This window comes from Bacteroides sp. LFL-34 (assembly GCF_027257075.1).
Taxonomy (GTDB): domain Bacteria; phylum Bacteroidota; class Bacteroidia; order Bacteroidales; family Bacteroidaceae; genus Bacteroides; species Bacteroides ovatus.
Map to the genome: position 1 here is coordinate 1 of NZ_JAPQKZ010000076.1, position 14652 is coordinate 14652.

Genomic DNA, 14652 nt, shown 5'->3' on the forward strand with positions numbered 1-14652 from the left:
ATAACGAAAAACTTTATACCTAAAGATACGAAAACTTTGGGTAATAACAAAGCCCGGGCTTGAGAAAGTCTGGGCTTTGCGCATAAAAAAAGGCTGTGTCAGCGTTTTGACACAACCTCGTTTCTTTTAAAGGAAAAATGAGCTTTTATAACAAACTAAATACCAGCATATTAAGAACACTCATTTTTTTCATCTGAAAAAGAAAAGGTCATTTTCATATATGCCAATAAAAGATTACAAACGATTTACTGGAAATCATCTAATACCTCTTTCAGCTCTCCTACCGTAAGCTCTCCTACCTGTCTCCATAATTCATGTCCCTTATGCAATAAAAGAAAGGCGGGCACTGTTTCTACATTATGCGCATCGGCTATTGTTCTATTTTCTTCAGCATTCACTCTAATCAATTCTACAGTTCTCTTTTCGTAAGTCCGAAGCACAGGACCTATCCACTCATAATGAGGTGACCAGTCGGCATAAAATACTACCAACACCAAATGGTTGGTCTTAACTGCTGTTTCTAATTGTTTCTCTATATTCATATCTCTACGTTTTTATATTAATGATAGTGCTAAAACAATGAATACAGAAAAAGGTTCTTCAGCATATCCGGTGAGCAATATGATAGATAAATAGGGGTTTTCACTTTCATATCGTCAAAAGGAAAAGGATATATTTCTTGTTTTTATAGCTGATTTCACCGATTATCAAGGCTAAATATTCTTCATATATTATGGAAGAATATGCAAAACAATTCATCCAAATAACAGTTTATTAATATATAAATAGGTATAATTTCAAATTATAACTAAATGTGGCCGTATATAAAGCGATTATAAGTTTGAAGAAAATAAATAGATATTAGATATACTTTTTAGTAAAATATAAAGCAAAAAGTCATATCTTTGCATCGTAATAAAACAAAAGGTTACAACAATCAACAAATATAAATCAAAATGACAACAAAGATTAAGTTCACAAAAATGCATGGAGCGGGAAATGACTACATATATGTAGACACAAGCCAATATCCGATAGCCGACCCTGCAAAGAAGGCAATCGAATGGAGCAAGTTTCATACAGGAATCGGAAGTGATGGACTTATATTGATTGGTGTCTCTGATAAAGCGGATTTCAGCATGCGCATTTTCAATGCGGACGGTTCGGAAGCTATGATGTGTGGTAACGGAAGCCGTTGTGTAGGCAAATATGTATATGAATACGGCTTGACTGACAAAACAGAAATTACGCTGGATACACGATCAGGAATAAAAATCCTGAAACTGCATGTAGAGGGAAAAACAGTTAGTGCAGTCACCGTAGACATGGGTAGCCCGTTGGAAACAGAAGAGATTCAGTGGGGAGGAAAGTATCCTTTCCGGTCAACCAAAGTATCAATGGGTAATCCGCATCTCGTCACATTTGTTGAAGACATCACCCGGATTAATTTACCGGAAATCGGTCCTGAACTGGAGAATCATCCTCTTTTTCCCGACAGAACCAATGTGGAGTTTGCACAGATTGTCAGCAAAGACACCATACGGATGAGGGTGTGGGAAAGAGGATCGGGAATCACTCAAGCTTGCGGGACAGGTGCTTGCGCCACAGCAGTAGCCGCCTTCATCAACGGACTTACAGGAAGAAAAAGCGATGTAATCATGGATGGAGGGACAGTCACCATTGAATGGAATGAAATCTCCGGGCATATATTAATGACCGGACCGGCAACCAAAGTTTTCGATGGGGAGATTGAGGATAAGTATTAAAAAAGTATTAAGTATCAGGTATTGAGTATTAGATTTTGCAGAACTTAAAACAATAACAAGATGGCATTAGTAAACGAACATTTTTTGAAGTTACCGGGAAGCTATTTATTCTCGGACATAGCGAAAAAGGTAAATACCTTCAAGATAACACATCCTAAACAGGATATTATCCGGTTGGGTATCGGTGATGTCACCCAACCGCTTCCGAAAGCGTGTATCGAAGCCATGCACAAAGCGGTAGAAGAGCTGGCCAGCAAGGATACATTCCGCGGATATGGTCCTGAACAGGGATATGATTTTCTGATTGAAGCAATTATAAAAAATGACTTTATTCCACGTGGGATTCATTTCTCGGCATCCGAGATATTTGTCAGTGACGGTGCCAAAAGCGATACCGGAAATATAGGCGATATTCTTCGCCATGACAATAGCGTAGGTGTTACAGATCCCATCTATCCGGTTTATATAGACAGCAATGTCATGTGCGGACGCGCCGGAGTGTTGGAAGAAGAAACGGGTAAATGGAGTAATGTTACTTATATGCCTTGCACAAGTGAGAATAACTTTATTCCGGAAATTCCAGACAAACGGATAGACATTGTTTATCTCTGCTATCCGAACAACCCGACAGGAACAACCTTAACCAAACCGGAACTGAAGAAATGGGTGGACTATGCATTGGCAAACGATACATTGATTCTGTTCGATGCCGCTTATGAAGCATATATCCAGGACGAAAATGTCCCCCACTCTATCTATGAGATTAAGGGAGCTAAAAAGTGTGCGATCGAATTCCGTAGTTTTTCAAAAACGGCAGGATTTACCGGAGTACGCTGCGGATATACCGTAGTTCCGAAAGAGCTTACTGCCGCCACATTGGAAGGAAACCGCATCCCACTCAACAGATTGTGGAACCGCCGCCAATGCACCAAGTTCAACGGTACTTCTTACATTACCCAACGGGCAGCAGAAGCCGTTTACAGTGCAGAAGGCAAAGCACAGATTAAAGAAACAATCGGCTATTATATGACCAATGCCAAAATTATGAAAGAGGGATTGGAAGCCACAGGACTGAAAGTGTATGGAGGAGTCAACGCTCCCTACTTGTGGGTGAAAACTCCGAACGGGCTTTCGTCATGGCGATTCTTCGAACAGATGTTGTATGAAGCCAATGTGGTCGGTACCCCCGGTGTAGGCTTCGGACCAAGCGGTGAAGGATATATCCGCCTGACTGCCTTTGGCGAACGCAACGACTGTATCGAAGCGATGAGAAGAATAAAAAACTGGCTATAAGAATTTTGAATAACTTCTCCTAGTCTATTCATAACCAGTGATTTTTCAATTTACTTGATAGTATTTCGCGCGCTACTATATATACATGGACCGTACATCCACATTTTTCTAACTATTAAAGGTAAAAAGACGATGAAAACGACGATTAACAAAAAAATGAGGGTAATAACAGTAGCATTATTACTGTCAGGGCTTGTCCCGTCTACAATGATGGCACAAGATAAGGTAGAAGCTTCCGTTGGAGCAGATCTGGTAAGTGGTTACATCTGGCGCGGCCAGGATTTAGGCGGAGTGAGCGTTCAACCCTCACTGGAAATCTCTTACAAAGGTTTCTCACTCGGAGCATGGGGATCGGTAGGATTCGAATCGACGGACACAAAAGAGTTCGATTTAACTCTTGGTTATTCGATAGGCGGTTTTAGCGTTTCAGTGACGGATTATTGGTTTAATACCCAAGTAGAAACTGGCATAGACGATGATGGAGAAACGATCTTTGCAACTAACAAGTATTTTAAATACGGAGCTCATTCAACGGCTCATGTATTTGAAGCACAAGTCGGATATGACTTCGGACCACTGGCAGTCAACTGGTATACAAATTTTGCAGGTGCCGACGGCGTGAAAGAAAATGGCAAAAGGGCTTATTCTTCTTACCTCGCACTTAGCGCACCATTCAAATTGGGAGGTCTCGACTGGACAGTAGATTTAGGTATGGTTCCTTGGGAGACAACTTTCTACAATGGCTATACAAGTGGGTTCTGCGTATCAGACGTAAGTCTCGGAGCTTCCAAGGATATCAAAATCACAGATTCCTTCTCCGTTCCGGCATTTGCCAAGGTATCTGTCAATCCACGGACAGAAGGAGCCTACTTCGCATTCGGATTAAGTTTTTAAGAGAGAGAATATAGAATATCAAAGAGCGTATAGGGATCAGGTAGTTAGAGTTTAGATTTTATCGGTTTGTTGTATGGTAACCTACTATGGCTGCCACACCCTATACCTCTTTCTTTTACAGGTCAACACTAATATTTAAGGTATATGAAAAAGATTGAAGCTATTATCCGTAAAACCAAATTCGAGGACGTAAAAGACGCCCTACTCGAAGCGGACATCGAATGGTTCTCTTATTACGATGTAAGAGGTATTGGAAAAGCACGGCAAGGACGTATCTACCGTGGCGTAGTATATGACACCAGCACCATTGAACGAATTTTGATCTCTATTGTCGTACGCGACAAAAATACCGAGAAAACAGTGCAGGCTATCATCAAAGCTGCACAGACCGGAGAAATCGGTGACGGACGTATTTTCGTCATTCCTATCGAAGACGCTATCCGGATACGCACTGCCGAACGTGGTGACATAGCCCTCTACAATGCAGAACAAGAACGTTAATCGGCAGCGGCAAGGTGCCGCTCCCAGGTTTCCTTGCGGATTATAACGTTTATAAAGAGGTTTACAACATCACTAATAAATAATAGGTATAAAATAAGATAATTATTATGGATACAAAATATAAAAGCCATAGCTTCGTAAAGTTGTGGATAGCCACTACTATATTCATTTTGTGCTGTTTTACTACTGATATGTCGGCACAAAACGCAGCCGCTGCCGATACAGTTGCAGCAGTTACAGAAACAATTACCGAAGTCGTTGCAGCTCCTGCCGAAGAAGCATCAGCAGCTCCCGATACGGTTGGTGAATTAGCTCTTGGATTAAATACTGTATGGATGTTGCTTGCAGCAATGCTCGTATTCTTCATGCAGCCGGGATTTGCATTAGTAGAAGCAGGTTTTACCAGAGTGAAAAATACTGCCAACATTCTGATGAAGAACTTTGTAGACTTCATGTTCGGCTCTTTACTATACTGGTTTATCGGTTTCGGATTGATGTTCGGCGCAGGCGGATTCATCGGAATGCCTCACTTCTGCGACCTTTCTTTCATTAATAATGGTTTGCCAACCGAAGGATTCCTCATATTCCAAACCGTATTCTGTGCGACAGCAGCTACAATTGTATCAGGAGCCATGGCAGAACGAACAAAATTCTCCATGTATATAGTCTACACCATCTTTATCAGTGTACTGATTTATCCGATATCCGGTCACTGGACATGGGGCGGAGGCTGGCTGATGAACGGTGAAGAAGGTTCTTTCATGATGAGTCACTTCGGCACTACATTCCATGACTTTGCCGGTTCTACAGTCGTTCACTCTGTAGGTGGATGGATTGCTTTGGTAGGTGCTGCCATTCTTGGTCCCCGTATCGGTAAATATGGTAAAGACGGCAAATCAAAAGCTATCCCAGGCCATAGCCTGACTATTGCTGCACTGGGGGTATTCATTCTTTGGTTCGGATGGTTCGGATTCAACCCCGGTTCTCAATTGGCAGCAGCAACCGAAGCCGACGCAATCGCTATTTCCCACGTATTCCTGACAACGAACCTGGCTGCTTGTGCCGGTGGTTTCTTTGCTCTGTTGGTGAGCTGGATGAAATATGGAAAACCATCCCTGTCATTGACACTGAATGGTATCTTGGCAGGTCTGGTAGGTATCACAGCAGGATGTGACACAGTATCTCCCGCAGGAGCAGCCTTAATAGGTGCGATATGTGGTGTCGTAATGATATTCTCCGTTGACTTCATTGACAAGTTTCTAAAAATAGACGATCCGGTAGGTGCATCTTCTGTACATGGTGTGTGTGGTTTTTTAGGAACAATTCTCACAGGTTTGTTCTCTACCAGTGAAGGTTTATTCTATGGATACGGTTTCGGATTCCTCGGTGCACAACTATTCGGAGCATTGGTAGTAAGTGCATGGGCAGCAGGCATGGGATTCATCATTTTCAAAACGCTTGATAAGATTCACGGACTTCGCGTTCCGGCACGTGTCGAAGAAGAAGGTCTTGACATTTACGAACACGGTGAATCTGCTTACAACTAAGTTACTTATAATTAAAAGTAAGTCTACTCATCAGTAAGTGAATTAGGCTATATAGATTAAAAAGATTTATCCCGGGCGGGCCTGACCGCCTTCCCGGGAACCACACAGAGAAAATTATTTGCTCTAACATATTTAACAACAAATCAAATTAGGTATTATGTCAAAACTTAGATTCAGAGTAGTAGAGACAGCTTTCAAGAAAAAGGCTGTTGAGGTAGCAACACCTGCCGAACGTCCTTCGGAATACTTCGGCAAGTATGTATTCAACAAGGAAAAGATGTTCAAATACCTTCCCAGTAAGGTATACAATGCACTGATTGATGCAATTGACAATGGTGCTCCGCTAGATCGCAGCATTGCCGACGAGGTAGCTGCCGGCATGAAAAAATGGGCTATCGAAATGGGTGTCACTCATTACACGCACTGGTTTGCACCGCTGACCGAGGGTACGGCAGAAAAGCACGATGCCTTCGTTGAACATGACGGCAAAGGTGGTATGATGGAAGAATTTACAGGTAAACTGCTCGTACAGCAGGAGCCGGATGCTTCTTCTTTCCCGAATGGCGGTATCCGTAATACATTCGAAGCTCGCGGATACAGCGCATGGGACCCCTCGTCACCTGCTTTCATCGTGGATGATACACTTTGCATCCCGACTGTATTTATCGCATATACCGGTGAAGCTCTTGACTATAAAGCTCCCTTACTGAAGGCATTGCGTGCTGTAGATAAAGCAGCCGTAGCCGTATGTCAGTATTTTAATCCGGAAGTGAAAAAAGTAGTTGCTTACTTAGGATGGGAACAGGAATACTTCCTGGTAGACGAAGGATTGTATGCCGCACGTCCGGACTTACTAATGACCGGTCGTACTTTGATGGGACATGACAGTGCCAAAAACCAACAGTTGGAGGATCACTACTTCGGTGCTATCCCCACCCGCGTAGCCGCTTTCATGAAGGACCTTGAAATTGAAGCGTTAAAATTAGGTATTCCTGTTAAGACTCGTCACAACGAGGTTGCCCCGAACCAATTCGAGTTGGCTCCTATCTTTGAAGAGTGTAACCTTGCTAATGACCATAACTTACTGATTATGTCATTAATGCGTAAGGTAAGCCGCCGTCATGGTTTCCGTGTACTGCTTCATGAAAAGCCGTTCAAAGGTGTCAATGGTTCGGGTAAACACAACAACTGGTCTTTGGGCACTGATACAGGTATCTTATTGATGGGACCGGGTAAGACTCCGGAAGACAATCTACGTTTTGTTACATTCGTTGTCAATACGTTGATGGCAGTTTATCATCATAACGGATTGCTGAAAGCTTCTATCTCCAGTGCTACCAACGCCCATCGTCTGGGAGCGAATGAGGCGCCTCCTGCAATTATCTCCTCTTTCCTTGGAAAACAGTTGTCGCAGGTATTAGATCATATCGAAAACAGTACGAAAGATGATTTAATCAGCCTTAGCGGTAAACAGGGAATGAAGTTGGATATTCCGCAGATTCCTGAATTACTGATCGATAATACAGACCGTAACCGTACTTCTCCATTTGCTTTCACAGGCAACCGCTTTGAGTTCCGTGCCGTAGGTTCCGAAGCAAACTGTGCTTCTGCCATGATTGCATTGAACTCGGCCGTAGCAAATCAATTGGTGAAGTTTAAGAAGGACGTGGATGCGTTGATTGAAAAGGGAGAACCCAAAGTTTCCGCCATTCTTGAAATCATCCGCGGATATATCAAAGAATGTAAAGCCATTCATTTCGACGGTAACGGTTACAGTGACGAATGGAAGAAAGAAGCTGCCCGTCGTGGACTGGATTGCGAAACCAGTGTTCCTGTTATCTTCGACAATTACCTGAAACCGGAAACAATTGCCATGTTCGAAGCTACCGGTGTAATGACCAAGAAAGAACTGGAAGCCCGTAACGAGGTGAAATGGGAAACTTATACGAAGAAGATTCAGATTGAGGCACGTGTATTGGGTGACTTGGCAATGAATCATATCATTCCGGTTGCCACTCAATACCAGACGGACTTAATTAATAATGTCTATAAGATGCAATCTCTTTTCCCGGCAGAAAAGGCTGCGAAATTGTCTGCTAAGAACCTGGAGCTTATTGAAGAGATTGCCGACCGTACAGCTTTCATCAAGGAGCATGTAGATGCAATGATTGAGGCTCGTAAGGTTGCAAACAAGATAGAAAGCGAACGGGAAAAAGCCATTGCCTACCACGACACGATTGTCCCGGCACTAGAAGAAATCCGTTATCACATCGACAAGTTGGAACTGATTGTTGACAATCAGATGTGGACGCTTCCAAAATACAGGGAACTGTTATTTGTGAGATAGAAAAAAATACGGTGAACGATAAACAGTAAACGGTGAACAAACTGCATTATCATTGCAGAATATTCACCGTTAGCCGTTCACTGTTATTGAAATTATCTATTTCTTTTGTTGGTTGTTTTAAGTTTGCGGGGAGGGGTGCTGTGAAGCAGTCCTCTTCTTTTTTTATTCGATAATCTTTGCGTCTTCAATATCATCATCGTCATGCATAACCGGAGCCTTCGGGCGGCGACGGGCAAACTTGAACCAGTTTATCAATTCGGAAAGAGAATAAACCAAACTGCTGATACCAATAATTATAAATGCAGTATTACGCGCTCCTGTCGGATTGAACAAAGCGATAATACCCGCAATAAGAATCAGCGAAGGAATCAGATAAAAAGCTCCCGGAACGGGCATCCACCGACGAGCCATCGACAAAGAAGCAATCTGTTGCACTCCTCCCATAATCAGGATAAATCCCAATAAAAACATCAGGACATCTGCAAAGAATTCAGGCATCACAATCAACCAAAGTCCGAATAATAAGCTACCGATTCCTTCTATCGGAAAACGGGGAGCTGCTTCACCTTCCGGTCTTTTCCGGCCGAAATAGCCAAAAAGGCTGATAACACCGGGAATCAAGAAGGCAACACCTACCGTAATGACAATATAACTGGCAGCCGCATTGGGCCAAATCACGAGTACCAATCCAATCACAAGTGCGAAGAGAATGCGAATAAGGGAATAATTCATTGTTTTCATAAATTCTATATTTTTTAACCGAGTCTGTTCCAATACTTTTGCGAATATAAGTGTTTCTACTGATATATAAAAATAACAAATAAACATTGTAATAAGTTCGTAATAATATCGTTATGACGATTACATCTCACATTGATATTTTTGCAGAAATTTTAAACAGTTCCTTTTTCACAATGAAACAAAGCGAAATAAAAAAGAAATACCCTTATGTAGAGCGTGACATCAGTTGGATGTACTTCAACCAACGTATTCTGCTAGAAGCCGCCCGTCCAGAAGTGCCACTGCTGGAACGACTCACTTTTCTTGGCATCTATTCAAATAACCTGGATGAATTCTTCCGTGTCCGTGTAGCGACTCTGAACCGGATCGTAGAATATGCCGATAAAAACATACAAGCAGAACAAGAAACCGCCGCCTGCACTCTGAAACAAATAGGAAAGCTGCACAATCGTTACTACAAGCAGTTTGAGGAGATATTCGCTTCCATTATGGAGGAATTGAAGAAAGAGAATATCTACGTCATCAAAGATGCGGAAATGACGGACGAACAGAAAGCATTCGTCACTTCTTTCTATCGCAACAAACTGAATGGTTCTACCAATCCGCTTTTCCTCAATGGAACCCGCCCGCTGGACGATCAGACAGATGAGGATATTTACCTTGCCATCCGTCTGCTGCGCAAAGATGAAACGGGAAAGATAAAGGAGAAAGACTATGCAGTGATTGAACTGCCGACCGGAGACTTCGGCCGTTTTATTCAATTACCTGATTCGGATGGAAAAACATATCTCATGTTTCTTGATGACGTGATCCGCTATTGTTTGCCGATGATTTTTGTTGGCATGAAGTACACAGATTATGAGGCGTACACTTTCAAATTCACTAAAGACGCCGAAATGGAAATTGACAGTGATCTGCGGACAGGGGTACTTCAGAAGATTTCCAAAGGTGTGAAAAGCCGGAAGAAAGGGGAACCGATCCGTTTCGTCTATGACGAACAAATTCCTAAAGACTTGCTGAAAAAGTTGACCGGCCGCCTGAACGTGGATAAGAATGACACGCGTGTAGCCGGAGGACGCTATCACAATTTCAAGGATTTGATGAAATTTCCGGTTTGCGGTCATCATGAACTGAAATATCCTGTTTGGGAACCTATCTTCAAGCCTGAACTGAATGGCATGGAAAGTCTGCTCACTTTGATTCGTCGGAAAGATCGTTCCTTACATTATCCTTATCATAGTTTCGATACTTTCATCCGTGTGTTGCGAGAAGCCGCTATCAGTAAAGAAGTAAAAAGTATCAAGATGACGCTTTATCGTTTGGCTAAAGACTCCAAAGTGATAAAGGCTTTAATCAGTGCAGCCAAAAACGGAAAAAAAGTCACAGTAGTTATCGAACTGTTGGCACGTTTTGATGAAGCGTCTAATATCAACTGGAGCAAGAAAATGCAGGATGCGGGGATTCATGTTATTTTCGGAGTAGAGGGTTTGAAAATTCATTCTAAATTGCTGCATATCGGCACTCGGCACGGAGATATCGCCTGCATCAGTACAGGAAATTTCCATGAAGGAAATGCACGTATGTATACTGACTATACCATTATGACTGCTCACCGTCCCATTGTCCGGGAAGTCAATGCCGTATTCGATTTTATCGAAAAGCCTTATACTCCTGTTGATTTCAAAGAATTGCTCGTTTCTCCCAATGATATGCGTAAACGATTCATTGCGCTTATCAACAAAGAGATAAAAAATAAGGAACAGGGAAAAGAGGCTTATATCCTTGCTAAAGTAAATCATATTACTGACCGTGCACTTGTTGAAAAGCTATACGAAGCCTCAACAGCGGGTGTTCAAGTGGAACTGGTAGTACGCGGTAACTGTTCTTTAGTGACAGGCGTTCCGGGTATCAGCGAGAATATACACATCAATGGTATTATCGACCGTTATCTCGAACATTCGCGCATTTTCATCTTCGCCAATGGTGGAGAAGAAAAATACTACATTGGTTCTGCCGACTGGATGCCTCGCAACCTGGATAATCGTATTGAGGTGGCAGCACCGGTCTATGATAAAGAAATCCAGGCAGATTTAAAACGAATTGTCTGCTACGGATTCCGGGATACGGCAAAAGGAAGAATTGTGGATGGTACAGGCGAGAACCGGGAAAAAGAACGGGAAGAGAACAGTGTCCCATTCCGCTCACAAGAAAAATTATATAACGAATACAAGAATACATTATGATAAGTATGAAGAAAGTTAATTATGCGGCAATAGATATAGGCTCTAATGCGGTGCGGCTGCTGATAAAATGTGTAAACGAGGAGAATGCGCCCGAATTAATGAGTAAGGTACAGCTCATCCGTATTCCGTTACGGTTGGGAGAAGACGCCTTTACTGTGGGGGTTATCTCTACAGAAAAAGAGAAGAAACTGATTCGGCTGATGAAAGCCTACAAACAATTAATGAAGATATATGATGTGGTAGACTATCGTGCGTGTGCCACCTCTGCCATGCGTGATGCACGTAATGGCAAGGATATCGTTCAGCAGATCGTCAAAAAAACGGGTATCCGTGTAGAAATCATCGACGGGCAGGAAGAGGCGCATATTGTTTACGACAATCATATCGAACAGTTATTTGCTTCAGGACAAAATTACTTGTATGTAGATGTAGGAGGTGGTAGTACGGAAATTAATCTCATCAGCAACGGTGAACTGAAAAATTCCCGTTCATATAATATAGGTACGGTACGTATGCTTAGCGGTATGGTAAAGGAAGAAGAAAAGGAAGCTTTGCGCACTGACCTGATAGGGCTTGCCACAGAATATACCCCTATCAGCATCATCGGTTCGGGAGGAAATATTAATAAGTTATTTCGTTTAGCGGACAAGAAAGACAAAAAAGCGTCTCTCCTACCCATCGAATCACTGCAAGATATATATGAAACATTAAAAGCCCTCTCTACCGAACAACGTATTAAGCAATATAAGTTGAAACCGGACCGGGCCGATGTTATTGTTCCTGCTGCAGAGATATTTCTCGAGATAGCTACTCATGTAAAAGCTACCGGAATTATTGTACCTACCATCGGACTGTCCGACGGTATTATAGACAGCTTGTACACGCAAAACATGAACAGGCCTGATTCTCCGCAATCTCGATGAATGAATATATAAAAAACTCCTGATACTAAGTCTGGATATACTAGTATCGGGAGTTTTTGTCTCATCTTGCTATAATGTATAGATTCATCTTTAAAAGAGTTAGGTATTCGGATTTTGTTCTTTATATTTGTGCAACTATATATTTGAAACAATATGGATATAAAACTTAGAATTGAGCAATCTTCGGATTATCATGAAACCGAAAACATTACACGGGAAGCATTCTGGAATCATTATTCTCCGGGATGTGACGAACATTACCTCCTTCATATTATGCGTAACCATCCTAAGTTTGTGCCGGAGCTCGATATTGTTGCAGAACATAATAACAAGATTGTCGGTAATGTTGTCTGCCTCAAATCATTTATCATGGCAGATGACGGTAACCAATATGAGGTTTTGAGCCTGGGACCCATTTCTGTCCTCCCCGAATACCAACAGCAAGGTATCGGAGGAAGAATGATTGCACTTACCAAAAAATTAGCTTCCGAAATGGGATTTCGTGCTATTTTACTTTGTGGTGACCCGGATTATTATCTCCGACAAGGATTCATTCCTGCCGAAACATTAGGGATTCGCACTGAAGATAATATGTATGCTACTGCTCTTCATGTTTGTGAATTATATGATAATGCTTTAGCCAATGTAAAAGGCCGTTATATAGAAGATAAAATATATCAGATTGATAAATCTGCTGCTAATGAGTTCGACAAGCGATTTCCTCCAAAAGAAATTGTAGTTGGTACTCCGTCACAAAAACGGTTTAATCAGATAGTAGTGATGCAGAAAAAAGCGAATTAAGGTTGAATAACCTAAATCGCCTGATTTGTACATCTCTGGAGCTCGGTCCTGCTATGATATTAAGCAACTATCATTCAATATAGTTACCATTCTTCGTATCTTTGCAGTTACAAAACATTCAACATGAGAAATTTGAATTTACAAAAAGATACTACTGACACTTTGTAATTCTTAATCTATCAGGGATCGCTTCTTTCCTCCCTTTGGCTGAAGTAAAATTTTTCTGCCACTGTAGAGGGCTTTATTCAATTCACTATTCTACAATTAAGCATGATATATATACATTTTAATACGCGCACAGCATTTCTACAATCAAACGGGCATCACATGTACTAATAAAGTTCCCTTTTACTTTTTTCTTTTTACCATTATCAAAGCCCCAAATAGAAAAATCAATGGAAAGAAAGTAGGAAATTCTAACAACATTTACGATATAGCGACACTATCCCAATGGTTTGTTTACTTCATCCATAGCTTTTGATGACATTATCCGCATCTTTTACTTACTTTATCCTTATGTTTTTTACAAATATAGCGGCGCTTTTGATGTAAATATGCGGTGCTTTACGCAATAAAGGCATTGTTTTTCAATAAATCATGGGAATTTTCCTGCTAATAGAGAAGAATGATAGAACATGAGAGATAGCAAAACCCTTGATTACACGAACAATCGTCAGAATAATCAGAGATTCTAAAACTTTATGTATTTACTTTGTCATCGAATGGGTAATTACATAAAAAAGGGGAGCATTAAGGCAGCACTTACTTCCTACAATCTCCCCATAATCAATGCACACAAGTTCTTTTCGAATAAAACTGTTTGCAATATTTCTCTTTAATAGTTTTAGTACTGAATCACTTTATCACTACTAACTGTCTTATACCAATCAGTAGTTGAGCTCTGATCGTGTGCCCAATCTGCAAATTTAGAATATGCGTTCGTTATCACTGTTGTTTCTGTTGGATAAGCAAATTTATCAGGAACACACAAAGCCCATGTATTATTAACTGCCTTGATTACCTCAAGCACCTCATTATCCGCCAATTGTCCATTCGCCGTAGCCGAATTAAAATGAGTCAAATGGATTTCTGTTCTCTTTTGACCTATCCCCTGATAAGCAATGAAGAAGTCTAAACCATCTGTCACACTAGGGACGGATATTTCATTTTTAAGTTTGACGTTCACTTCAAGAGTATATATATCTGTAAGAGGAGTGCTAGCATTCCCAGTATTCAACATGGGGCGTTGTGCTCCTGTATATCCATATACATAATGTGCGTCTCCAAATAAAGGAATCACAAGTTCATTGCCATTGGCTTCATAAGATGCATTTTCAAATATACCAGAATTTAATGAGCCGGTACGTTGAGCAGCGCCTGCACCAAAACTTATCTCTTCCACATTATTTTTGTCTATTCCTCGTATTCTCAAACCAGCACCTAATTGTTTCACGGCACCAACTGCCCGAAGGTCAATTTTATATTTTAGATTTTTCTCGGTTTGACTTAACCGATTGAGAAATAAACTTTTAGCGAATTATTTGAGAAATAGAAGTAACGATTTAGCAACTGTGCGAATTTCAGCGTTTTGCGTTG

General features: G+C 41.4%; 11 protein-coding genes and 1 pseudogene. 9 read left to right on the plus strand and 3 right to left on the minus strand.

Features of this window, described 5'->3' with window-relative positions; genetic code table 11:
• Nucleotides 1–245: 245 nt before the first annotated feature.
• Entirely contained in the window at nt 246–542 is a 297-nt protein-coding gene (locus N5O98_RS25810) for a thioredoxin family protein (protein ID WP_004300083.1), read from the minus strand.
• 414 nt (nt 543–956) lie between these two features.
• On the opposite strand from N5O98_RS25810, the gene dapF reads away from it, so the two are divergent.
• The 6 genes from dapF (at nt 957) to N5O98_RS25840 (ending at nt 8348) form a co-directional block, all read left to right on the plus strand.
• Complete coding sequence (gene dapF / locus N5O98_RS25815) at nt 957–1766, plus strand: diaminopimelate epimerase (protein WP_004311832.1); 810 nt, start codon at nt 957–959, stop codon at nt 1764–1766.
• 60 nt (nt 1767–1826) lie between these two features.
• Complete coding sequence (locus N5O98_RS25820; RefSeq protein ID WP_004311833.1) at nt 1827–3059, plus strand: LL-diaminopimelate aminotransferase; 1233 nt, start codon at nt 1827–1829, stop codon at nt 3057–3059.
• A gap of 132 nt (nt 3060–3191) precedes the next feature.
• Entirely contained in the window at nt 3192–3953 is a 762-nt protein-coding gene (locus N5O98_RS25825; RefSeq protein WP_004303700.1) for a hypothetical protein, read from the plus strand.
• Nucleotides 3954–4097: 144 nt separating this feature from the next.
• Nucleotides 4098–4454: a P-II family nitrogen regulator gene (locus N5O98_RS25830; protein WP_004303701.1), complete on the plus strand. Its 357-nt coding sequence runs from the start codon at nt 4098–4100 to the stop codon at nt 4452–4454.
• A 107-nt stretch (nt 4455–4561) separates the two neighbouring features.
• On the plus strand, nt 4562–6001 hold the full coding sequence (locus N5O98_RS25835) for an ammonium transporter (RefSeq protein WP_004311834.1): 1440 nt from the start codon (nt 4562–4564) through the stop codon (nt 5999–6001).
• A 157-nt stretch (nt 6002–6158) separates the two neighbouring features.
• The gene (locus N5O98_RS25840; RefSeq protein WP_004303703.1) at nt 6159–8348 is read left to right on the plus strand and encodes a glutamine synthetase III family protein; all 2190 of its coding nucleotides are present in this window, start codon (nt 6159–6161) and stop codon (nt 8346–8348) included.
• A gap of 162 nt (nt 8349–8510) precedes the next feature.
• Here N5O98_RS25840 and N5O98_RS25845 read toward each other — a convergent pair whose 3' ends face one another.
• Entirely contained in the window at nt 8511–9089 is a 579-nt protein-coding gene (locus tag N5O98_RS25845) for an HdeD family acid-resistance protein (RefSeq protein WP_004303713.1), read from the minus strand.
• Between the two features lie 173 nt (nt 9090–9262).
• Between N5O98_RS25845 and N5O98_RS25850 the strand changes: the two genes are divergently transcribed.
• The 3 genes from N5O98_RS25850 (at nt 9263) to N5O98_RS25860 (ending at nt 13056) form a co-directional block, all read left to right on the plus strand.
• Nucleotides 9263–11332, plus strand: a complete 2070-nt coding sequence (locus N5O98_RS25850; RefSeq protein ID WP_032846627.1) for an RNA degradosome polyphosphate kinase — start codon at nt 9263–9265, stop codon at nt 11330–11332.
• Nucleotides 11329–12255, plus strand: coding sequence for a Ppx/GppA phosphatase family protein (locus tag N5O98_RS25855; RefSeq protein WP_004317877.1), 927 nt, complete (start codon nt 11329–11331; stop codon nt 12253–12255). Before N5O98_RS25850 ends, N5O98_RS25855 begins: the two co-directional genes overlap by 4 nt.
• 153 nt (nt 12256–12408) lie before the next feature.
• The gene (locus N5O98_RS25860) at nt 12409–13056 is read left to right on the plus strand and encodes a GNAT family N-acetyltransferase (protein ID WP_004303716.1); all 648 of its coding nucleotides are present in this window, start codon (nt 12409–12411) and stop codon (nt 13054–13056) included.
• A gap of 844 nt (nt 13057–13900) precedes the next feature.
• On the opposite strand, the pseudogene N5O98_RS25865 reads toward N5O98_RS25860, so the two are convergent.
• Nucleotides 13901–14551 (minus strand): annotated as a pseudogene (locus N5O98_RS25865) (DUF4842 domain-containing protein); the annotation flags it as partial.
• Between the last annotated feature and the right edge of the window lie 101 nt (nt 14552–14652).